Consider the following 23,560-nt stretch of genomic DNA (forward strand, 5'->3'; position numbering starts at 1 on the left):
TCAAAAAAACTACACATGTTCAATTTAAAAGGTAAATCTATTTTAATAACCGGTGGTACTGGTTCTTTAGGAAAAGCGTTAACGAGTCATATTTTAAAAAATAATCCAGAAGTTAGAAGGTTGATTATTTATTCAAGAGACGAGCAAAAGCAATTTCAAATGGCTCAAGAGTTTCCTGATGCAAAATTTCCTCAAATTAGATATTTTATAGGAGATGTAAGAGATAGGGAACGATTAGAAAGAGCATTTCAAGGTGTAGACTATGTTATTCATGCTGCAGCAATGAAACATGTTCATATTGCAGAATATAACCCAGACGAATGTATAAAAACAAATATAGGAGGGGCAGAAAATGTAGTAGAAGCCTGTTTTAAAACTAAAGTGCAGCGTGTAGTTGCCCTTTCAACAGACAAAGCCTGTGCGCCAATTAATTTGTACGGTGCTACAAAGTTAACTTCAGATAAACTATTTGTTGCTGCAAATAATATTAAAGGCGAAAACCCAATTAGGTTTTCTGTAGTTAGGTATGGTAATGTTATGGGATCAAACGGTTCTGTAATTCCTTTTTTTATAAACAAAAAGAAAGAAGGTAAGTTACCTATTACAGATCCTAATATGACCAGGTTTAATATTTCGCTTCAAGGTGGTGTAGATATGGTAATGCATGCTTTAGAGCACGCTTGGGGAGGCGAATTATTTGTGCCTAAAATCCCTTCATATAAAATTATGGATGTTGCTAATGCAATTGGGCCTAATTGTGAAAAACCTATAGTTGGAATTAGACCAGGAGAAAAAGTTCATGAAGAAATGATAACACCTTCAGATTCTTTTTACACTTATGATCTTGGAAAATATTATACAATATTACCAGCAACACATTCATGGAGTTTAAACGATTATATAGAAACGTTTAAAGCAAAAAAAGTAGCCTTAGGGTTTAGCTATAACTCAGGAGATAATGATGAATGGGAAACAGTAGAAACACTAAGAAAACTTATTAAAGAGCACGTAGATTCTAATTTTGAAGCATAATGAGCGCAATACCATACGGAAGACAAAATATTGAGCAAGATGATATTGATGCAGTTGTAGAAACACTTACTGCCGATTTTTTAACCCAAGGCCCAAAGGTAAAAGAGTTTGAAGATGCATTTGCTAAATATGTAGGTGCTAAATACGCGGTTGCGGTAAATAATGCTACTTCAGGCCTTCATTTATCAGTATTAGCTTTAGGCCTTAAAGAAGGAGAACGAGTTATAACAACACCAATTACATTTGCAGCATCTGCAAATTGTGTAAGATATGCTGGAGGCGAAGTTTGGTTTGCCGATATCGATCCAGATTCGTACTTATTATCTTTAGAAAGTACAAAAAAGTTAATTGAAAGTAAACCAAAAGGTTTTTTTAAAGGTATTATTCCTGTAGATTTTGCAGGCCTTCCACTAGACTTAGAGGCTTTTAGAGCATTAGCAAACAAACATGATTTATGGATAATAGAAGATGCATGTCATGCTCCAGGAGGCAGTTTTACAGACTCTAAAGGCGAAAAACAAATGTGCGGAAACGGTGTTTATGCCGATGTTGGTGTGTTTTCATTTCACCCTGTAAAGCATATAGCTTGTGGAGAAGGAGGAATGATAACTACAAATTCAGAAAAAACATACAAAAAACTAGTTTCGTTAAGAACACACGGTATTACTAAAGAAAACATGGCAGAAAACCACGGAGGCTGGTTTTATGAAATGCAAGAATTAGGGTATAATTATAGGTTAACAGATATTCAGTCTGCTTTAGGAATTTCGCAACTTGCTAAAAACGAAGCAGGTGTGTTAAAAAGAAATGAAATAGCAAAGAAGTACAAACAAGCTTTTAATGGTAAAATAAAATTTCAAAGCATACAGGAAGGAGCCTTAAATGCTCATCACTTATTTGTTATAGAAGTTGAAGATAGAAAAGGACTTTATAATTTTTTAAGAACGCACAACATTTTTGCGCAAATACATTACATTCCGGTACACACATTACCATACTATAAAGACATAGGGTATAATCAAGCAAGCTTAAGTAATTCTGAAAATTATTATTCAAAATGCATTAGTTTACCAATGTATCCGTCTTTAAAAGATGAAGAACAACAACTTGTTATAAACAAAGTGTTGGAGTTTATTTCCTAAGCCAAAAAAGATTTTATAACCTAGCAAGTAAGGTTTAAAAAGCAGTAACTGCTAGGTTTTTATATATATACCAAAATAAAATTTACGGAGACTTTTAAAATATTAATTCTGTAACTAATTTAACAAGATATAAACATGATAAATAAATTGGTGTTAGGAACCGTTCAATTAGGCTTAAATTATGGTATAAATAATTTGTTAGGAAAGCCATCTTTAGAACGTGCTTTTGAAATTCTTAATACAGCTTTTGATAATGGAATAGATACTCTTGATACCGCAGAAGCTTATGGAGATTCTTTAAAAGTAATTGGAGCATTTCAAAAAAAGTATCCTGAAAAAACATTTAAAATTATTAGTAAATTATCTCCCAATGTAAATATAACTAATGAAGAATTACAAGCCCATATAAATACAAGTTGTAAAGTTTTAAATGTAGAACAACTTTATGGATATATGTTTCATAACTACAGTCATTTTAAACAAAATTCAGGCTTATACGACGAGTTACTTAAAATTAAGAAAAAAAAAGGACTATTAAACATTGGCATTTCTTTATATACCAATGATGAAATTATAGACATACTAACTAATTTTTCTGGATTTGATTTTATACAAATCCCTTTTAATTTACTTGACAATCATTCCAAAAGAGCAGATATTATATTAAAAGCTAAGGACAAAGGAATATCAATTCATACACGATCCACGTTTTTGCAAGGTTTATTTTTTTTAAATCAGGATAAACTATCGGATAAGATGACGCCGTTAAAACCTTATTTAAATGAAATAAAAAAAATGGAGTCTGATTATAATTTAACAACAGATAAGCTAGCATTGCAATATGTTTTACAAAAAGAATATATTGATCATGTTTTAATAGGCGTAGATTCTGCCGAGCAATTAATAGATAATATTAGTGTATGTAAAAAAAATATAAGCATACCAAGCAAAAAAATAGATTTAATAAATGTTAAGGAAACACAATTGTTAAACCCTTCAACTTGGAAATAAAAAAAACAGAATGAACCTATTTAAAGACATAAAAGAAAAAGTTGTATTTATAACAGGTGGCTATGGGCATTTAGGTGCTGCAATGTGCGAAGTTTTATTAGATTATGGAGCTATAGTTTACGTAGGTGGCAGAAGTAAGGAGAAATTTAACTCTAAATTTAAAACCATTAAAAACGCGCATTTTATAGAAATTGATGTGTCTACAAAAAATTCTATAGAAAAAGCTTTCGAAAATGTTTTTAAAAACGAGCAAAGATTAGATGTATTAATTAACAATGCTCATTTTGGTGCTACAGCACATCCTGAATTATTAACCTCAGACCAGTGGAGAGTAGGAATAGAAGGAGGATTAAATCAGTATTTTGATGTGATTAAAACATCTATTCCATATTTAAAGAAAGCAAAAAATGCTAAAATAATTAATATTGCATCTATGTATGGCGTTGTGGTGCCAGACCTAAATATTTATGACGGACAAGAAGAACTCTTAAATCCTTCAAATTACGGAACAGCCAAAGCGGCCGTCATTCATTTAACAAAATATTATGCCATGTATTTGGCCAAATATAATATTAACGTAAATGCAATTTCACCAGGGCCATTTCCTTCTGTTGAGGTTCAAAAAAATAAAACATTTGTAAAAAAACTAGAAGACAAAACAAAATTGAAACGAATAGGAGAACCTAAAGATTTGAAAGGATTAATATTATTACTTTCATCTAACAGTTCAAGTTATATAACAGGACAAAACATTATTATTGATGGAGGTTGGACAATATAAAATAGCTGCTATTATTCAAGCACGATTGGGTTCGTCAAGGTTGCCAAACAAAGTTTTAATGCCGTTACCCATTAACAGTAAACAAAGTATACTTTCTAGAATAGTAACATCAATTAGGGCTGTTAATTTGGTTTCAACCATACATGTAGCAACATCTGTCGATAGCAAAAATAACCTCATAGAGAATGAATGTAAAAAGCTTTCTGTTAAATGCTATAGAGGAAGTGAAGACGATGTGTTATCGCGTTTTTTCGAAATAGTTAATAATAATGATTATGATTTTGTGTTGCGTTTTACAGCAGATAATCCAATAATAGATGTTAATCTGTTAAGCGATTTTATAAACAACCATACACAAAAAAAGCTAGATTACTCATGTAGCCAAGGCTTGCCATTAGGCTGTAATTTCGAAATGATTAAAGCCAGTTCTATAATAGATGCCTTTAATAAAACATCGGCCTTGTTCGATAAAGAACATGTAACCCCTTTTATTAAAAGAAATGCATTAAATCAAGAGATTTTTAAGTACCCTAAAATTGAAAAAGTAAGTCATTTTAGGTTTACTATCGATTATCCAAGCGACTATGCTTTTATAAATTTAATGTATAACATGTTAGGAGAAAAGCCAACATACTCCTTAAATGATTTTTTAAATTTAATAGAAAACAACCCGTGGGTAAGCAATATAAATAACCAAAACCAACAGAAACATAAAACCGAATCTTTGGCCGAGGAAATAGAGTTAATTTTACCTACTGTTAAAGCGTTAGAATTAAATCGCTTAAATTTATTTTTAAAAAAAGGTGAATAAGAAGAAAATACTTTTTAGAGCAGACGGGAATTCTAAAACAGGTTTAGGGCATTTATATCGTTTATTTGCTTTAGTAGAAATCTATAAAGAAAAATTTGAGTTTATTTTTTTAACAAAAGAAGCATCGGTATTAAATATTATTCCTAAAGATTATAATTTAAAAACTATTCCTAACAATATTGATATAAATCAAGAGCCTTATTGGATTAGTAAACACTTTTCTTCAAACGAGTATATAATAATTTCTGATGGGTATCAATTTGTAAGTTCATATCAAAAAGCTATTACAGAGTTAGGTTATTTTTTAATGTATATAGATGATCTTACAGAAGAATATATGTATGCAAACATAGTGGTTAATCATTCACCCAACGCAAATATAAAAAACTATAAAACAGAGCCGTATACTAATTTTGCACTTGGTACAGACTATGCAATATTAAGGCCTCACTTTTTAAATTCGGCAAAAAGCAAAAAAACAATTACAAATATAGATACAGCATTTGTTTGTTATGGAGGTGCAGATTATTTTGATTTTACGTTACAAACAGTACAAGCATTATTAAAAACATTAAAAATAAAAGAAATAAATGTTGTAATAGGTGGCGCCTATAAACATACAGAAATACAAAAAGTTGCCGAGCAATTTTCTAAAGTAAAGTTATATAGAAATTTAAATGAAAAAGACTTAAATACACTTATAGAGGCTTGTAATATATCATTTGTTTCGTCAAGCACAATATTATATGAAGTAATGACGGTAAAGATGCCGGTATTTACGGGCTTTTTTGTTCAAAATCAAATTGATTTTTATCGCGGAATTGAAAAAAGAGAAGTCTTTTTTGGTATGGAAGATTTACGTGATTTTAATTTTAACACAATTCCTGAAAAGATTGAAGAATTAACACAAGAAAAGATTCAAGAACAAATAAAAAATCAAAAACTAATAATAGATGGCGAGCAAAAAAAGCGATTTCTAGCATTAATTTAAATGGTTTTATTAAAAGTGTAATATGAAAAAACTAATTATAATCACAGGTGTAAATAAAGGCTTAGGAGAAGCATTTTTTAATTTCTTTTTAAAAGACGAAAGCATTACCATTATTGCTATTTCTAGAAATTTTAGCGAAAACCAAAAATTAATAAAAGGGAAAAATAAACAAGTAATATTTTTACAAAAAGATTTATCAACACTTAAAGATGTTGAAGCAGAGCTTAATTTAAGTTTATATTATTCGCCTAAATTTGAAGAAGTAATTTTTATAAATAATGCCGCAACTATTAATCCAATAGAAGCCATTGGTAATTTTAAAGACCATGCGATTATAAATTCAATTCAACTAAACACTATAGCCCCGTTATTATTAACAAATAATATTATAAAACACAATACCTCTAATAAAGTAAGAATTTTTAATATAACTAGTGGTGCGTCTAAACGACCTATAGTAGGCTGGAGTTTATATTGTAGTACAAAATCGGCAAACGAAATGTTTTTTAACACATTAAAATTGCAAGAAGAAAACAATAAAAATATTGAAATCTATAATTTAGATCCAGGAGTTATGGATACCGATATGCAAAAAAACATTAGAAGTAAAGAGGAAAAACAAATGCCAAATGTAAATGTTTTTAAAGATTACCATAAAACCGAAAAACTAAAATCTGCAATAGAAGTGGCACAAGAAATTGTAAAAACACATAATATTATATAATATGAAAATAGCTATATTATCTGATATTCATGGTAATTATGTTGCTTTACAAACAGTTTTAGCTGAAGCCAAAAGGCAAAAGGTTGATCATTTATTTTTATTAGGCGATCAACTAGGTTATTTTTATCGCGCATCTGATGTTTTTGATTTAATAAAGCAATGGCCACATGATATTATTTCGGGTAATCATGAACGCTTATTTTTAGAATTTCTAGAAGCTTCCAAAACAAGAAGAAATGTAATTCAAAACAAATATGGAAACTGTTTTTCTTATTATGAAAAGCATTTTAATGAAAACCTAAAAAATGAAATAAAAGCGCTACCAGAACAAAAGATAGTAAAGAAAGATAATTTTACTTTTTTACTTTGCCATGGTTCGGTAAACGATAAAGATCAATATATATACCCCGATGCCTCTATTAATGAGCTTAAAGCTAATCAAATTAAAGAAATAGATTATATATTTAATGGGCACACACATTATCCTATGATATTTAAAGGCGAACACTCTTTATTAATAAATGTAGGCTCTGTAGGACAGTCAAGAACCGTAGGTGGTATAGCAAATTGGGGAATAATAAATACAAAAAATGGTGTGTATACACCGCAAAACACACCTTATAAAATTAATGAGGTAGAAAACGAATTAATATCATTCAAAGAAGATAAAGAATATTTATTTAAGGTTTTAAAAAGAAATAATAAAAATTATGAAAGTTAATGTTTTAGTTACTGGTTGCGGAGGAGATATAGGTCAAAGTATAGGTAAAATATTAAATAAAAGTACTTTAGTTAATAACCTATATGGGTGCGATATTTCAAACAAAAACGCAGGTCAATTTATTTATTCTAATTTTTTTGTGGGTTTACCTTATAAAGATAGTAGTTACCTGTCAAGTTTAGAGGCTTTTATAGAAGATAAAGAAATTGATTTTATAATACCAATGGCAGAACCAGAACTAAGGTATTTTTCAGAAACGAACAACCTTACTTCTATTGGTAGAGCTAAAATGCTAACAGCTTCGGCAGAAGCATTGCGTATAGGTTTCGATAAATTAGAAACCGCTAATTTTTTAAAAAATAATAATTTTCCTTTTCCAAATACAGTTTTAGCATCAGAAGAGGAGTCGCCTAAATTTCCAGTTATTTTAAAATCAAGAACAGGATCTGGTAGTGCTTCTGTTTATAAAGTAGATAATTTAAAAGATTATAATTACCTTAGGTCTAAACACAACGATTTTATTGCTCAAGAATTTTTAGAAGATAGCCTTGGCGAGTATACATGTGGTGTATTTAGAACGAAATCGGGTGATACAAAAACGATAACCTTTAAAAGAGAATTAACAGGCGGTTATAGCGGTTACGGCGAAGTTGTAAATAACGAAAGTATTAATAATCTATTACTTAATTTAGCAACAAAAATAAACCTTGAAGGATCAATAAATGTACAACTTAGGTTAACCAAAAAAGGTCCAGTTGTTTTTGAAATTAACCCAAGGTTTTCTAGTACCGTTTTATTTAGACACATGTTTGGTTTTAAGGATTTAGAATGGTCAATAAAAGATAAACTAAACGAAAAAATAGAGCCCTATAAAGCGGTTGAAGAAGGCCGAAAGTTTTATAAAGGGTTTAACGAATATATTAGTTAACAAATGAAAACAATACAAATAGGAAATAGAGAAGTTGGAGGTAATAACCCGTGTTTTATTATAGCCGAACTTTCTGCCAATCATGGTAAAGATATTAATATTGCTATAGATACAATTAAAGCAGCAAAAAAAGCTGGAGCAGATGCTATTAAATTACAAACATTTACTCCAGATACCATAACACTTAATGCCAAACGAGAAGAGTTTTTAATTAATCATGGTACTTTATGGGATGGTAAATATCTTTACGATTTATATAAAGAAACCTATTTACCATGGGAATGGCATGAAACATTGTTTAACGTTGCTAAAGAAGAAGGGTTACTATGTTTTTCTTCACCTTTTGATTTAACAGCTGTTAGCTTTTTAGAGAACCTTAACGTACCTGCATATAAAATTGCCTCGCCAGAAATATTAGATATTCCTTTAATAAAAGCTTGCGCAAAAACAGGAAAACCTATTATTATAAGTACAGGAATTGCTTCAATAGAAGATATTAACTTAGCGGTTCAAACTTGTTTAGCCGAAGGTAATAATCAGATTGTGCTTTTAAAGTGTACAACATCGTATCCGGCACCAATAGAAGATGCTAACTTAAAAACAATACCCAATTTAGTTGACACATTTGATGTTATAGGCGGGTTATCAGACCATACATTAGGTGTTGTTGCACCAGTTGTTTCAGTCGCTTTAGGAGGAAAAGTAATAGAAAAACATTTTATATTAGATCGTTCTATTGGTGGTGCAGATGCTTCTTTTTCTTTAGATACCGAACAATTTAAAGAGATGGTAGAAAGTGTAAGAGACGCAGAAAAATCTCTTGGAAAAATCTCATACAAATTAAAAGAAAAAGCCTCATCGCTCTCAAAATTAGCATCACGTTCTTTATTTATTACAGAAGATGTAAAAAAAGGAGAAATACTAACTAATGAAAATATAAGATCAATAAGGCCAGGTAATGGAATACATCCTAAGTATTTAAATCAAGTTTTAGGTAAACAATTTAATAGTAATTATAAGAAAGGGGAGCCATTGCTTTTTCAAATGATTGAAAATGTTTAGTACCCTTTTTTGTAATGAAAAAAATTTCTAAAAAAGAAGTATCTAAATTAATAAACTTATTTTTAAGGGTAATGCCCTTAGCAGTTAAGTTTGTTTTTTTTGCAGCTTTATCGAAAGTATTAACAACAGATAATTATGGTAGCTATACCTTAATAACTACCACCGTTACAGTATCTATATTTGTTTTAGGTTTAGATTTTTATAACTATTCCATAAGAGAAGTACTTATTAATAAATCTCGTGTATTTCAAAAGCTATTTAGTACATTTAGTTTGTATGCAATAATTTATTTAGCCATAAGTATTATAGTAGCTTTTGTTTTATTAACATTTAGTAATGTATTTACTTTAAGCCCAAGCACTATAATAATAATTACATTAATTTGTTTTTCAGAGCATTTTTGTCAAGAAGCCTATAGGTTGCAAATAGCTTTTAAAAAAATATACTTAGCAAATATTATTTTCTTTTTTAGAGTTTTTGTTTGGATGGCTTATTTAGTTATTCAAGTTTTACTTTTTCAGAAAGAAGTTTCAATAAATCGCATACTAAATCTTTGGTTAATTTTTAACGTCGTAGCTGTATTGTTAAATTTTATAACAGCACATAATTTTATAAGAAAGAACCTTAATTATTTAAAACTAGATCTAGATTTTATAAAAAAGGGGCTTGTAATAAGTGGTTTGTTTTTTGCAGGTACATTATCGTTAAAATCAATAGAGTATTTAAACAGGTATATTGTAGACTTGTTTTTAGGTAAGGAAATGACAGGGATATTTAGTTTTTACTCTAATTTGGCATTGGTAATTTCTGTTTATGTAAACGCAATAGTAATTTCTTTTGAATTACCAGCTTTAATTGAGAAAGGAAAATCAAGTCAGATTAATAGTTATTTTAAGGGTTTTAAAAAAAGTTTTTTAAAGCATATTATTATAATTGTAGTAGTTTTGGTAATCGCTATTTTTCCAATTTTAAAATGGCAGAACATGGAGATTTACTCTAATTATTTTTATGTTTTTTTCATTCTATTATTGGCATCAGCAATTATGAATTATTCGCTTGTCTTTCATTTTTATTTATATATAAAAAAGAAAGACAAAAAAATACTTATGTTAACTATTAAATCTGGTATATTTAATTTATTAGCTACTTTTGCTTTAACTTATTTATTAGGTATTCTAGGAGCTTCGGTTTCTTTTTTATTAACAAGTATATGCTTATTTTATTTGCGTAAAACAAGCTCCAAAAAAATAGGTTATGAATAATATATATATAGCTCTTTCTGCACACCATGTAATGTATTGTGAGAGTATTAGTAAAATTAATACCTCTCATAACAATATTTTAATAACATTAGAAGGAATAAAGTTTGACAAGTCAATATTTAATAGTGTTATATTTGTAGGGCATTCGGTATATAACCAATCTAACTCTAAGGTTGAAAAAATTAAAAATATTTTTTACAAAATAAAATCTTACAAAAAAGTAGTAAATAAACTGAAGCATCTTAAAAACAATAAGAATATTACCGTATATTTTTCTTCTCTTGAGGATGTATTATCCAATTATTTATTATTAAACTTTTCTAAGGATACTCAAGGCGTTGTTTTTGAGGATGGTATGCTAAACTATTATGAACATACTATTAATGATGTTTCTGCAATTAATTTCAAATTAAAAAAAATAATTGCTTTATTGCATGGGTTGAGTTATACAAATTATAAAGGGCACACATCGGGTATTGATTACGATAGAGTTAAATACCAATTAGTACGGGTTCCAGAGCTTTCTATTCGACCTAATAAATCAAAAACGTTACCGTTAGTAAAGTATAATTCGTTTAAATTAAATGACGATATTTTAATTGTTGGTCAAGAGCCTTATGGTAATATTTATGGAAAAGACTTTTATCTAGAAAAAATTAAACAATTAATAGATTTAATAAAATTAGATTCTGAGTTTACCGAGAATAAACAAATTTTTTATAAACCTCATAGGCATGGGCCAAGAATTAAAGCAAGTTTTCTTGATAATAATTTTAAAAATACAGTTACTTACATTGAAGATAATATAAGTATTGAAAATATATATTTTAATAAAATTAGATGTAAAAATATTTATACTATCGATTCTAGTGCGGTTTTTAGTATTTTTCAAGACGCGCCGCAAGACGTTAGAAACCAATTAAAAATTAGCGTTATGCCTTTTAAAAAAAGTACTTTAACCCTGCTTTTTTCTAAGCTTAACTTTATAAATTTAAAAAATGATATTTAATTTAATTTGCATACTATTAGCTTTTTCCATTAGTTATCATTTTTTTTTAAAGGCGAGATTAATTTTTATTTGTTTTTTGCCTTTCATGATTCAATATTTATGGATGTTTGCATCGATATTGGTTATTGAACAAGGCGCATATATTAATGAACAAGGAAGAAATGGAGCTTTTTATTATTCTAATTTTTATCTATTATTATTTTATATAGCTTCAATAATATCATTTATATTTTTTTTCCAATTTTTCAATAAAGTGCTATCTATTTCTTTTCCTGAATTTAAATTTTTAAAAAAGAAAGAAATTTCAATGTCGCGCTTTTTTGCAATTATGGTTATTATAATTGCAATGGTTAGTTTAATTTCTTCACCATCTGTATACACCTCAAGTGCTGTAAATAAGTTTAATTATTGGGAAAAAGCAACATTTCCAGGGCTAAGTGTTATTTTAGGGAGTACAATAGGTTATTTACCTTTTGTTTTTGGTTTAATTTATCATAAATACAAGAAATGTACTATTGTATTAATTATAATATACATTATATATTTAATTGGGGTAGATCAAAAATTTACAGCTTTTTTATATGGCTCATTAGGGTTTTTATTATCATTCTCTATTTTAAAACTTAAAAATGATAAAAGCTATAATATTTTAGCCTTTAAGAAGAGATATTTAATATTTGTAGGAACTTTAATTTTTTTATTGGTTTTTATTAAGTACTCAAATAACAACCCTTTTGCATATTTAGATTTAACACCAATGGAATCTGTTTTTTACAGAGCATTTGGTTTACAGGCTCATGTTTTTTGGGGTGTAGTAGAGAGTTATATTTATAGTAATAATAGCCATAGTTGGGACTTATCCGAGCTTCCATACGGAATGCATGTGGTAATGAAAGAGTTTACACCAATAGAACACCAAAAGTATTTAGAGGATTATGTTTGGGCTAAAGGTGTAAGCTGGACAAATGCTTACCCGGCAATTTTAATCCGTATGTTTCCAGTCCCTATATCACTTGTTTTTCATTTTATTATTTTTTCTTTTGTACCCTTGATATATGTAATATTGTTAAAAACAATACAAAATAGAAACTATTTAATAGCCATAATATTATTTCAGTTAACATTATGGCTAACAAACATATATTCTATGGCCTATTTCCATAGGTTGTTTAAAGTAGTACTCATATTCTTATTTTTATGTTTTTTAGCATATATTGTAAATGAAGTAAAGAAAAAACGCAGAAAAATTGGATAAAAATAAAATACTACATACTTGTTATTATGGTGTAATGCTTTTTTTGCCAATTTCGGTTTTTATAGATAACTTGTTTTTAATATTACTTACAATATCTACTTTTTTAGTTAAAAAAAGAGTTTACCCTTTAAAAAACATAGTATTTTCAAGCCTCATTATTTTCTTTGTATATGTAGTATGTCTAGGGCTTGTGTCCTTAGAGTTTGAAACTAATGAATATTTAAAGCTATTACCTTTATTAATTATTCCATATTCCTTTTCTTATTTAAAAAAAGATGTTTTAATAAATGGGTTGTATTTCTTTTTAGTTGCAGTAATCTTAAAGCAACTCATGGCCGTTTACGGGATAATAGAATATTATTACTTTACCCCTGGAGTAAAAGTGCCATTAGCTAGTTATGCCGGTGTAAATGAAATTTTATATTTTGAAAGACCATACTTAGGTTATTTTTCAGCTTTAAATGTTATTATAGCATACTATTTTTTTAAAAACTATAAAGTATGGCTTTTTGCATTAATTTGTTTCTTTTCAACATTAATAGTAGTGCTTATATCAGCTAGAATGGGTCTTTTAATTATAATGGTTACTTTGTTATGTATATTAATATCAAAAATAAGTAAGCGTTTTAGGCTCGTGTTGTTGCTGTTTTCAATTATAGTTTTTACTTTATTTATACAAACCAATAACCCATTAAAAAATAGGTTTCAACAAATTAAATATGACTCTAGATTAATTGTTTGGAATGGAGCTCTAGAAATTGCAAAAGAACACTCAAATTATATATTTGGTATAAAAAACCAAAATACAATTAAAAAAAGCTTGCTAAATTTTTATGAAAACAAAGCAGAATTTGAATACTCGCCAGATAAAATAAGGTTTGTTACTAAAGGTTATAATACCCATAACCAATTCTTAAATGAGTTTTTAAGAGGCGGTATAATAGCTTTACTATTGCTTATTTCTCCTTTTGTTTATGCGTTATATAATAGTTTTAAAAGCCATAATTTAGCATTTGCTTTGCTTGTTTTATCTGTGTTAATGTTTTTACTAGTTGAAAACCTTTTAGCGCGCCAAATAGGGGTTTATATTACAGCTATTATATTATCTTTATCAAGAAAAATCGATTATGAAAAAAATTAGTGTTTTTTTGCTTTTTATAGCATTGGCATCATGTAAAAATGATGTTAAAAAGGCTACAGAAGTGCCTAGTAAAGCGGTTTATGTAGACTCTTTATATGCTTTAAACACTTCCTTTGAAGTTGGAGATGTAAGAAGATATGGTGTAGAACCAGGGGTTAAAATAGGACAACACCCAAAACTTCTTAAAGACAAACTAGATGTTTTAATGGATATTTCTGAGCTAGGAATAAAACTATATTTCCCTAAAGGCGTTTATGATAGAACATTAAATATTGAAAAAAGAGAGGCTGTTAAAATAGTTTCTGATAGTGCTTTATTTACAGGAGCAGTAACTATTAAAAACTCAAGCAGTATTTATATTGATGGTGTTATTCAAAGCCTATCAAGTTTCTATATTCAAAACTCGAATGATATAGAAATTAATTCAATCTTAACAAAAACAGATTCTTTAATAAAAAAGAAAATGTTAAGAAGCACCGGGGTTTCCATACATGGAGGAGCAAAAAATGTGAGAATAAATAAAGTTCTAATTAAAGATTCTGGTTCTGGTTCAAGACATTATAAATATATAAAAGGCGGTTTAATTGTTCATGGGCATAATAACGAGCCCAGAGAAATTAAAATAGATTCTGCAATTGTAGAATCATCAGATAGGCATGGTGTTTATTTAACAGGCGTAGATATAGATATAAAATATTTACATGTGAAAAAATTTGGAGTAGGCACAGCAGACGATATGGCACCAATGGAAGGAGGAATAGATGGAGAACAAGTTAATTTTTCTGGTTTATGGATAAAAAATTGTCATGATTCTTTTATTGATGAGGCTATAATTGACACTAATAAGTCTAAAGGAAAATTTTCTGTTAATTTTGATATTGGCCAAGAATTTAGACCAACTACAATTGAAAAATTAGTAATCAATCATCAAGGTTCTAAAAATAATATCGAAAAAAGAATTTTTTCAAGAACAGGGGTAATTGTTGGAGAAACAATTGAGCAATAATAATATTCTAAATAAAACAATTGATTTAATATTCTTTTTAATTAATGAAAAAAGCTTTAATACATGATTGGTATTACGTAAATGGTGGTGCAGAAAAAGTAATTCATTCTTTCAATAATATTTGGGATGATTTTGATCATTTCGCATTAATTGATTTTTTAGACGAAAACGATAGGGACGAAATTTTTACAGGTAAAAATAAAACAGTAAATACATCTTTTATTCAAAAATTACCAACTGCAAGAACAAATCACAGAAAGTTTTTACAATTATTCCCCCTAGCCATAGAACAATTTGATTTATCAAATTACGATTTAATAATATCATCATCTGCATCCATAGGAAAAGGGGTAATAACAAATTCAAACCAATTGCATATCTCTTACATTCATTCTCCTATGCGATACGCATGGGATTTATACCATCAATATTTAAAAGATTCTAAACTAAAAGGGGTAAAAGGGTGGTATGCAAAAAAGGTACTTAGTAAGATAAGAGTTTGGGATGTTATAAACACTAATAGAGTAGACCATATAATAGCAAATTCAAACTACATAGCAAAACGAATAAAAAAAGTATACAGACGCGACGCCAAAGTTATTTATCCGCCAGTAGATTTATATAATTTTTCATTAGTAGAGGAAAAAGAAGATTATTACGTAACAGCATCTAGATTAGTTCCATATAAAAAAGTTTCATTAATTGTCGAGGCATTCTCTAAGATGCCAAATAAAACCTTAGTGGTAATAGGTGATGGCCCAGAAATGAAAAATATTAAGACTAAAGCAACAAGTAATATAAATTTACTAGGGCATGTTAGTTTTTCAGAAATGGTTAGTTATTTACAAAAAGCTAAGACCTTTATTTTTGCAGCAGAAGAAGATTTTGGAATTGTTCCTGTCGAAGCTCAAGCTTGCGGCACACCTGTTTTAGCTTATGGTAAAGGCGGTGTTTTAGAAACCGTAGAAGAAGGAATAAGCGGAAGCTTTTTTTACAAACAAGATGTAGAAGCCATTATCAAAGCTGTTAATAAAATGGACAATACTAATTTTAATCCTGTATTAGTGAGAAAAAATGCCGAAAAATTTAGCAAAGAAAGATTTGAAAACGAATTCAAAAATACTGTAGAAGAGTTGTATAGAAATTGGAAAAACAGTTCTAAATAACTTAAAAACATGAGAAAAAAAGTATTAATTACAGGTGCGGCAGGGTTTTTAGGCTCACATTTATGCGACAGATTTATAAAAGAAGACTATCATGTTGTAGCCATGGATAATTTTATTACTGGCGATAAAAAAAATATAGAACATTTATTAGGCTTAGAAAATTTTGAATTTGTAGCGCACGATGTAACTAACTATATAGAATTAAGAGGTAATTTAGATTATATTTTACACTTTGCATCTCCAGCAAGCCCTATAGATTATTTAAAAATACCAATACAAACACTTAAAGTTGGAGCCTTAGGAACCCATAATCTTTTAGGCTTAGCAAAAGCCAAAAAGGCTAGAATGCTAATTGCATCAACATCCGAAGTGTATGGCGACCCTTTGGTGCACCCACAAGATGAAGACTATTATGGGAATGTAAATGCTATTGGCCCGCGTGGTGTATATGATGAAGCAAAACGTTTTCAAGAATCTATTACTATGGCATACCATAGGTTTCATGGAATAGAAACGCGCATAGTACGTATATTTAATACCTATGGTCCTAGAATGAGACTTAATGATGGTAGAGTTATCCCTGCTTTTATGGGGCAAGCATTAAGAGGGGAAGATTTAACAGTTTTTGGAGACGGCTCTCAAACCCGATCTTTTTGTTATGTTGACGACCAAATTGAAGGCATTTATAGGTTGCTATTAAGCGATTATTCTAATCCCGTTAATATTGGCAACCCTAATGAAATAACAATTAAAGAATTTGCTGAAGAAATAATAAAACTAACAGGAACAGAACAAAAGGTAGTTTATAAAGAATTACCTCAAGACGATCCTTTACAAAGACAACCCGATATAACATTAGCAAAAAAAATACTAAATTGGGAGCCAAAAATGAGTAGAGAAGAAGGCATGAAAATAACTTATAATTATTTTAAGTCTTTATCTCAAGACGAGTTATATAAAAGTAATCATAAAGATTTTAAAACACATATAAAGAAATAAGTGGATTATAAAAAAGGAAGATATTCAAGTTTAATAAAGCCTATATTTAGTTTTATAGATTTAGTCATAATAAATATGACTGTGTTTTATTTTGAAATAAATTTAAAAAATATTTATGTTTTTTGCTCATATATCTCTATTTCTTGGATATTAATTGGTGTTAAAAACCGTTTTTACGAAGTACATAGACACACAAGATTAATACAAATTGCACCATTAATAATTAGACAAATAATATTCTTTACAATAGCTTTATATGCTTTTATAGGGTTTTTTAAACAGCCCACTATTAGTAGGTTAGCTCTTGGTAAATATTTAATAGCTGTTTTTGTATTAATTACAATTTTTAAATTTTTAACAACCTTTTTATTAAAAAAATACAGAACAGTTTTACGAGGTAATATTAGGCGAGTAATAGTTATAGGAAATAATGATAAGGCCAGACAACTAATAAAAACGTTTAATACAAGATTGGATTTTGGTTACCAATTTGACAAAAAATTTAGCGTAAAAGATGATGGTTTTTCTCTAGAAAAATGTTTCGATTATGTTATTGAAAACAATATAGATGAAATTTATTTTTCTGTTTCAGAATTAAATAATAAACAAATAAATAAACTAATAGATTTTGCCGATAATAATCTGAGAGAGTTGAAGTTTATTCCAGATAATAAAGAGATTTTTTCAAAGAAACTCAAATACGAATATTACAATTATATTCCCATTTTGTCTTTAAGGGCTATTCCGCTTCAGGAATCTGTAAATAAGTTTGTTAAAAGATTATTTGATATATTATTTTCGCTATTCATTATTGTTTTTGTACTGTCTTGGTTAACTCCAATTTTAGCAATACTTATTAAATTAGAATCTAAAGGGCCAGTATTTTTTAAGCAATCTAGAAATGGATTTAATTATCAAGAGTTTGATTGCTATAAGTTTAGGTCGATGACCCCAAATAAGAATGCACACTTACATCAAGCTACTAAAGGCGATTTAAGAGTTACTAAAATGGGGGCTTTTATTAGAAAAACAAGTATAGATGAGTTGCCTCAGTTTTTTAATGTCTTGTTTGGCGATATGTCTGTAGTAGGGCCAAGACCGCATATGGTAAGCCATACTAATATGTATGCCCAAAGAATAGATAAATTTATGGTGCGTCATTTTGTAAAACCAGGAATAACAGGTTTAGCCCAAATAAGTGGTTTTAGAGGAGAGATTGAAACCGATAAGGATATAATAAACCGAGTAAAATATGATATTTTTTACATCGAGAACTGGTCTATTTTGTTCGATCTTAAAATTATGGCACAAACACTTATAAACGCTATAAAAGGCGAAGAGAAAGCGTATTAAATATGTTTAATGAGTTGTAGTAGCTGATTATTAAAATCAAAATGCTTTTGCGCTGTTTTTTGTATAGTAACTCTGTTTTGTGTTGTTAAATGCGTAATATCTAGCTTAGAAATGACATAGTTTAATTCTTTATAATTTCCAGCTTTTGCAATCCAGCCTAAGTTATATTTACTTATTACAGTTTCGCCTTCTCCACCACCAAAATATATCATAGGTATACCTAAACGAGCATATTCAAATATTTTAGAAGGTACAGAGCCATAAATTCTATTTAGTAATGGAATTATTGTTACATCGTACTTAGCAATTACCTGGTGTAATTTTTGTCTAGATACTTCACCATGATAAACAATATCTAAATCTGGTTTATCTTTAATTAGGTTTTTAATAGCAATTTGTTCTGCTCCTGCACCATAAATATGTAGTTGAATGTTTGTATAATCTAAATTAAGACATAGTTTATGTATACCTTGGGCAACACCTAATAAACCAGCATAAACTATTTTTAATTTCCTATCGCCTTGTATTTCATGATTAGGTAAAGGTGCTTTAAAATCAGGAAAATTTCTATATAAAAATGATGTTTTTTTAGGGAAAATAGAGTTTACGTGGTTTAATATTTCTTCACTTTGACCTAAAATTAAATTAGAATTATTATAATTAAAACGCTCTATTTTTTCTAGTAATTTGTAGCTTAAATTCTTTTTAAAAGCGCCTAATTCTAATGCGGCAAGAGGCCATAAATCGCTAATATTTAAGATGAGTTTTCTGTCTTTTGAACGAAGAAAAAGTACAGATGTAAAGGCAACAAGCAAAGGTGGCGATTGTATAATAACTGTTTTAGGTACTTTATTCCAAATAAAAAACCAAATTAAACTAAAACTATAAGATAGCATAGCGATTAAACGTAACAGTTTATTTTTAGAGTTGCTGGCAAAAATCCATAGCCTATGAATGGTTACACCATTTTTTTTTGATTGATGTTTAAATAGGCCTTTATAAGCTTTAAAAACTTTTCCTTTTGGGTAGTTTGGTAAAGGTGTTAATACCGAAACATTTAAATTATGTTTCTGTAATCCTTGAGCTAAATGAAAAATACGGTTTGATGCTGCTCCTGTTTCTGGCGGAAAGTAATTAGTAATTATTAAAATATCTTTCATTTTTAACTTCAAATAGATGTTAAATGATGAACAATTCGTTTTGCTGTATTTCCATCCCATAATTTAGGCGTATTGCCTTGTTTCCATTTGCCAGAAAGTAAAATGTTAAAAGCATTTTTAATTTTTTCAGGATTATTTCCAACCAACATATTAGTGCCAATTTTGCAGGTTTCTGGGCGTTCTGTATTATCTCGTAATGTAATGCATGGTATGTTCATGACTGTAGTTTCTTCTGTAATTCCACCAGAATCTGTAATAACTGCCATAGCGTGTTTTACTAAAAAATTAAATTCTAAATATCCTAATGGGTTTACATAGTGTAAGTGTTTAAAATTTAAATTTAAACCACTTAAAAGCTTTTGGGTTCTAGGGTGAACTGGAAAAATAATAGGGAAGTTTTTGCTTAATGTAGCAATTTGAGAAATTAATTGTTTTAATTGTTTTTCTTGGTCTACATTACTTGGTCTATGAAGCGTCATAACCAGATACTTTTTTTTAGATAGCTTTAAATCTTGCCAAATTAGTGGCTTTTTAAATTTGCTTTCATTTTTTAATAAAGTATCAATCATAACATTGCCAACAAAAAATATTTTGGCTTTAGGCACTCCTAATTCAATTAAATTCTTGTTTGCATAATTTGAAGTTGTAAAAAAATAATCGGTTAAACTATCGGTTACAATCCTATTAATTTCTTCGGGCATTTTCATGTCCCCAGATCGTATTCCAGCTTCAACATGTGCCACTTTAATATGTGCTTTTTTTGCTACTATGGTACATGCCATTGTTGAGGTTACATCGCCAACTACTATTACTAAATCGCAGGGGTTTTGCTGTAGTTCTTTTTCAAAACCAATCATAATAGCAGCAGTTTGCTGGGCTTGTGTGCCGCTTTTTACTTCTAAATTACTGTGAGGTAACGGTATATTAAGTTCTTCAAAAAAAGTACCACTTAAATTTTTATCGTAGTGTTGCCCAGTATGTACGAGTCTGTAATTAATATTAATACCTTCTTTTTTCTTTTTTAAAATAGCATCAATAATAGGTGCAATTTTCATAAAGTTAGGTCTTGCTCCGGCAACTATAGTTATATTCATTTAAGATAATTTCAAGTTTGACTCTATAATTTGAGGTTTTCCAGATTTTGTAGGTGAAATTTCATTTACTTCTTTGAAAATAATATTTAAACAATGGTTTGTTAAAATATTAAGTTTTGTTTTTATTTCATTTAATATAATTTTATTAAACTCATGTTTTGAATCAACAATATAAACAATTGTAATGCTTTCTAAATTGTTTTGAATAATTTTATATTGTTTAATGGCTTGGTAATATTCTAAAATACCCGTAAAACTATGTATGTTTAGCGTAATTCCTTTTGTGGTTTTTATTATATCGGTTTCTCTTCCTATAACTTTTTGTAATAAGGGGTAGTTTAACAATCGCTTATTTGGGTATTTTTCTTTAGGTAGTTTAATTGCTAAATCGCCAAGCTTATAGCGTATTAAAGGCATGGCTTTATTTGTTAAACAAGTTACCAAAACATGTCCCATTTCTCCATTTTTAAGAGGTTTTCCGTGGTTGTCAACAATTTCTATATACACATGAGGAGACATGATGTAATAAAAATCTAAATCTATTTTACAGGCCATAAGTAAACCTTCAGCACAGCCATAGGTGTCAACTAAATTAATGTTATTTCCAAACGCTTGTTTAATGGTTGTTTTGTAGGTGTCAAACAATTTATCTCCAAAGCAAATAACACCAATCACATTGGGTTTAAGCCCAGAATTTATACTCGCTTTTGCCAACTGGTTTATTACCGAAGGATAACCAGCTATAAATAATCGCTTTTTTTTAGATACCTTTTTTAGCGTGTTTTTTAAATCGTTTTCAGATAAGCCAAAAGCTTTAATATATGTACAACGAAAAAAAATATCTTTTAGTTTTTTTAAAAAAGAACGTTTTTGAGAAATGCCAAACTGCAATAAATTATCTCCTATACTATAATCGCTCCATTGCCACCAATGTGTCTGTAAGGCACGTAAGTAAAACGTGTGTTTTTTTGTCATATAGGTAAACGACTGCGTGCCTGAGCTACCACTACTATGGTGTTTATCTAATAAGTTAATATTAAATTCTGAAGAAATTAATTCGGTTTTAAAATCTCTTAAAATAGATTTTGTAAGTATAGGAAAATCAGATAAAGTGTTTGCGTTTATATTTTTGTAGTAAGGCACATAAGTTTTAGCATAAGTAAGTATTTCTTTGAGTCTTTGTTTTTGTATATTTTCAAGTTCAGACTCTGATTTTGTATCCAAAACCATCCAGGATTTTAAATACTTTAAATAAATACCACCAAAAAACCTATTACCCGCAGGCAATATAAGGTGCTTAAGTATGGTATTATAAAAACTCATAGAATATTTTTTCAAAACTAATTATTTTTTAAGCGCAAAAGCAATTATTTTTGCAGCAAACAAAACACAACATGAATATTTTAATACTTGGTTCTGGCGGAAGAGAACACACATTTGCATGGAAAATTGCTCAAAGTTCAAAATGTAAAAAACTATTTGTAGCTCCAGGAAATTCTGGAACAGCAGAAATAGCAACAAATGTAAATATAGGAGTTACAGATTTCCCTGCTATTAAAACGTTAGTTTTAGCCAATAGTATAGATTTAGTTGTTGTTGGTCCAGAAGACCCTTTAGTACAAGGCATACATGATTATTTTTTAAATGATGATGCTATTAAACATGTATCTGTTATTGGGCCAGAAAAAAGGGCAGCCGAGTTAGAGGGCAGTAAAGAATTTGCAAAAGAGTTTTTATATCGCCATAACATACCAACTGCAGCGTACGAAAGTTTTACAAAAGATACTGTAGAAAAAGGGTATGCTTTTTTAGAAACACTAAAAGCGCCTTATGTTTTAAAAGCCGATGGCTTAGCAGCAGGAAAAGGTGTTGTTATTTTAAATGATTTAAATGAGGCTAAAGCCGAATTAAAAAGTATGCTTGTTGATGCTAAGTTTGGTGAAGCTAGTACAAAAGTTGTTATTGAAGAGTTTTTAGACGGTATAGAATTAAGCTGTTTTGTATTAACCGATGGGCAGCACTATAAAATTTTACCAACCGCTAAAGATTATAAACGTATAGGCGAAGGCGATACAGGATTAAATACTGGTGGTATGGGAGCCGTTTCTCCAGTACCATTTGCAACCAACGAATTTCTTACTAAAATTGAAGAGCGCATTGTAAAACCAACAATAAACGGCTTTAAAAAAGATAACTTACCATACGTTGGGTTTGTGTTTATTGGACTTATTAAAGTTGGTGACGACCCAAAAGTTATTGAATATAATGTAAGAATGGGAGACCCAGAAACCGAAGTTGTTTTACCAAGACTTAAAAACGATTTTGTAGACATTCTGCAAGCCATGGCTAATGGAACCCTAGATAAAATAAATATTGAGATTGATGAACGTGCTGCTACAACAATAATGACAGTTTCTGGAGGATATCCTGAAGCTTATGAGAAAGGCAAGCAAATTACTGGAGTAGAAACTATAAAAGACTCTATCCCTTTTCATGCAGGAGCGCAATTAATAGACGGGAAAATTGTAACCACAGGTGGCCGAGTAATGGCTATAACATCTTACGGAAACACGTATCAAGAAGCCATAAAAAAATCTTACCAAAATATAGAAAAACTACATTTTGATAAGATGTATTATCGTAAAGATATTGGATTCGATTTATAAAAACGAGTGCGAAGATATGCTTTTATCTTCCTCGTTATTATCATTAAAACCTTTAAGTTGTATCATCCAGTAAACTACAGCTACAAAGCAAATAAGTGTAAAAATCCAAGAAATGGTGTTTGCACCAAACCAATTTTCAAGCTCTAATGCTCTTAATGTATCCATAGGTGCAAAAAGAACATTAACAAATAAATCTTGTATAGCGTAAAAGAAATCTTTCATTTTGTGTTTGTTTATTAGTAACCA

Annotated in this window: 23 protein-coding genes; 19 read left to right on the top strand and 4 right to left on the bottom strand. The window is 29.1% G+C overall.

Annotation, left to right across the window (positions count from 1 at the left end):
* Window positions 1-15 precede the first annotated feature (15 nt).
* From pseB to ACNG5D_RS00160, 18 genes are all read left to right on the top strand, one after another.
* Window positions 16-1,032, top strand: a complete 1,017-nt coding sequence (pseB, locus tag ACNG5D_RS00075; RefSeq protein WP_418181451.1) for a UDP-N-acetylglucosamine 4,6-dehydratase (inverting) — start codon at window positions 16-18, stop codon at window positions 1,030-1,032.
* Window positions 1,032-2,174, top strand: a complete 1,143-nt coding sequence (gene pseC / locus ACNG5D_RS00080) for a UDP-4-amino-4,6-dideoxy-N-acetyl-beta-L-altrosamine transaminase (RefSeq protein ID WP_418181452.1) — start codon at window positions 1,032-1,034, stop codon at window positions 2,172-2,174. Before pseB ends, pseC begins: the two co-directional genes overlap by 1 nt.
* 135 nt (window positions 2,175-2,309) lie before the next feature.
* Complete coding sequence (locus ACNG5D_RS00085) at window positions 2,310-3,185, top strand: aldo/keto reductase (RefSeq protein ID WP_418181453.1); 876 nt, start codon at window positions 2,310-2,312, stop codon at window positions 3,183-3,185.
* 10 nt (window positions 3,186-3,195) lie between these two features.
* Window positions 3,196-3,966, top strand: a complete 771-nt coding sequence (locus ACNG5D_RS00090; protein WP_418181454.1) for an SDR family oxidoreductase — start codon at window positions 3,196-3,198, stop codon at window positions 3,964-3,966.
* Window positions 3,947-4,777 carry a cytidylyltransferase domain-containing protein gene (locus ACNG5D_RS00095; RefSeq protein ID WP_418181455.1) on the top strand — a complete coding sequence of 277 codons (831 nt, stop codon included), beginning with the start codon at window positions 3,947-3,949 and terminating at the stop codon, window positions 4,775-4,777. The genes ACNG5D_RS00090 and ACNG5D_RS00095 overlap by 20 nt, the downstream gene beginning before the upstream one ends.
* A complete protein-coding gene (gene pseG / locus ACNG5D_RS00100; RefSeq protein WP_418181456.1) occupies window positions 4,770-5,768 on the top strand; it encodes a UDP-2,4-diacetamido-2,4,6-trideoxy-beta-L-altropyranose hydrolase in 999 nt (332 codons plus the stop codon). The genes ACNG5D_RS00095 and pseG overlap by 8 nt, the downstream gene beginning before the upstream one ends.
* Window positions 5,769-5,790: 22 nt before the next feature.
* The gene (locus ACNG5D_RS00105) at window positions 5,791-6,492 is read left to right on the top strand and encodes an SDR family NAD(P)-dependent oxidoreductase (protein ID WP_418181457.1); all 702 of its coding nucleotides are present in this window, start codon (window positions 5,791-5,793) and stop codon (window positions 6,490-6,492) included.
* Window position 6,493: 1 nt separating this feature from the next.
* Entirely contained in the window at window positions 6,494-7,213 is a 720-nt protein-coding gene (locus tag ACNG5D_RS00110) for a metallophosphoesterase family protein (RefSeq protein WP_418181458.1), read from the top strand.
* Window positions 7,203-8,141, top strand: a complete 939-nt coding sequence (locus ACNG5D_RS00115) for an ATP-grasp domain-containing protein (protein ID WP_418181459.1) — start codon at window positions 7,203-7,205, stop codon at window positions 8,139-8,141. The genes ACNG5D_RS00110 and ACNG5D_RS00115 overlap by 11 nt, the downstream gene beginning before the upstream one ends.
* A gap of 3 nt (window positions 8,142-8,144) precedes the next feature.
* Window positions 8,145-9,203, top strand: coding sequence for a pseudaminic acid synthase (pseI, locus tag ACNG5D_RS00120; RefSeq protein WP_418181460.1), 1,059 nt, complete (start codon window positions 8,145-8,147; stop codon window positions 9,201-9,203).
* A gap of 14 nt (window positions 9,204-9,217) precedes the next feature.
* Window positions 9,218-10,465, top strand: a complete 1,248-nt coding sequence (locus ACNG5D_RS00125) for a lipopolysaccharide biosynthesis protein (RefSeq protein ID WP_418181461.1) — start codon at window positions 9,218-9,220, stop codon at window positions 10,463-10,465.
* Window positions 10,458-11,474: a polysialyltransferase family glycosyltransferase gene (locus ACNG5D_RS00130; RefSeq protein WP_418181462.1), complete on the top strand. Its 1,017-nt coding sequence runs from the start codon at window positions 10,458-10,460 to the stop codon at window positions 11,472-11,474. Before ACNG5D_RS00125 ends, ACNG5D_RS00130 begins: the two co-directional genes overlap by 8 nt.
* A gap of 85 nt (window positions 11,475-11,559) precedes the next feature.
* A complete protein-coding gene (locus tag ACNG5D_RS00135; protein ID WP_418181463.1) occupies window positions 11,560-12,729 on the top strand; it encodes a DUF6418 domain-containing protein in 1,170 nt (389 codons plus the stop codon).
* Entirely contained in the window at window positions 12,722-13,870 is a 1,149-nt protein-coding gene (locus tag ACNG5D_RS00140) for an O-antigen ligase family protein (protein ID WP_418181464.1), read from the top strand. Before ACNG5D_RS00135 ends, ACNG5D_RS00140 begins: the two co-directional genes overlap by 8 nt.
* Window positions 13,857-14,876: a hypothetical protein gene (locus ACNG5D_RS00145; RefSeq protein WP_418181465.1), complete on the top strand. Its 1,020-nt coding sequence runs from the start codon at window positions 13,857-13,859 to the stop codon at window positions 14,874-14,876. The genes ACNG5D_RS00140 and ACNG5D_RS00145 overlap by 14 nt, the downstream gene beginning before the upstream one ends.
* A gap of 44 nt (window positions 14,877-14,920) precedes the next feature.
* The gene (locus tag ACNG5D_RS00150; protein WP_418181466.1) at window positions 14,921-16,042 is read left to right on the top strand and encodes a glycosyltransferase; all 1,122 of its coding nucleotides are present in this window, start codon (window positions 14,921-14,923) and stop codon (window positions 16,040-16,042) included.
* Window positions 16,043-16,051: 9 nt separating this feature from the next.
* Entirely contained in the window at window positions 16,052-17,041 is a 990-nt protein-coding gene (locus ACNG5D_RS00155; RefSeq protein ID WP_418181467.1) for a UDP-glucuronic acid decarboxylase family protein, read from the top strand.
* A complete protein-coding gene (locus ACNG5D_RS00160; protein ID WP_418181468.1) occupies window positions 17,042-18,394 on the top strand; it encodes an undecaprenyl-phosphate glucose phosphotransferase in 1,353 nt (450 codons plus the stop codon). It abuts the gene before it with no gap.
* Here the strand turns inward: ACNG5D_RS00160 and ACNG5D_RS00165 are convergent.
* Genes ACNG5D_RS00165 through ACNG5D_RS00175 form a run of 3 tightly spaced genes read right to left on the bottom strand, consistent with a single transcriptional unit; the run spans window position 18,391 to window position 21,971 of the window.
* Entirely contained in the window at window positions 18,391-19,554 is a 1,164-nt protein-coding gene (locus ACNG5D_RS00165) for a glycosyltransferase family 4 protein (protein WP_418181469.1), read from the bottom strand. The two genes, ACNG5D_RS00160 and ACNG5D_RS00165, sit on opposite strands and share 4 nt — an antisense overlap.
* An 8-nt stretch (window positions 19,555-19,562) precedes the next feature.
* Complete coding sequence (gene wecB, locus ACNG5D_RS00170; RefSeq protein WP_418181470.1) at window positions 19,563-20,648, bottom strand: non-hydrolyzing UDP-N-acetylglucosamine 2-epimerase; 1,086 nt, start codon at window positions 20,646-20,648, stop codon at window positions 19,563-19,565.
* On the bottom strand, window positions 20,649-21,971 hold the full coding sequence (locus ACNG5D_RS00175) for a phenylacetate--CoA ligase family protein (protein WP_418181471.1): 1,323 nt from the start codon (window positions 21,969-21,971) through the stop codon (window positions 20,649-20,651).
* A 71-nt stretch (window positions 21,972-22,042) separates the two neighbouring features.
* On the opposite strand from ACNG5D_RS00175, the gene purD reads away from it, so the two are divergent.
* Complete coding sequence (purD, locus tag ACNG5D_RS00180; protein WP_418181472.1) at window positions 22,043-23,314, top strand: phosphoribosylamine--glycine ligase; 1,272 nt, start codon at window positions 22,043-22,045, stop codon at window positions 23,312-23,314.
* On the opposite strand, the gene ACNG5D_RS00185 is transcribed toward purD, so the two are convergent.
* The gene (locus tag ACNG5D_RS00185; protein ID WP_418181473.1) at window positions 23,309-23,536 is read right to left on the bottom strand and encodes a DUF6341 family protein; all 228 of its coding nucleotides are present in this window, start codon (window positions 23,534-23,536) and stop codon (window positions 23,309-23,311) included. The two genes, purD and ACNG5D_RS00185, sit on opposite strands and share 6 nt — an antisense overlap.
* Window positions 23,537-23,560: the final 24 nt, after the last annotated feature.

This window comes from Algibacter ulvanivorans, assembly GCF_048381495.1.
GTDB classification, from domain to species: Bacteria; Bacteroidota; Bacteroidia; order Flavobacteriales; family Flavobacteriaceae; genus Algibacter_B; species Algibacter_B ulvanivorans.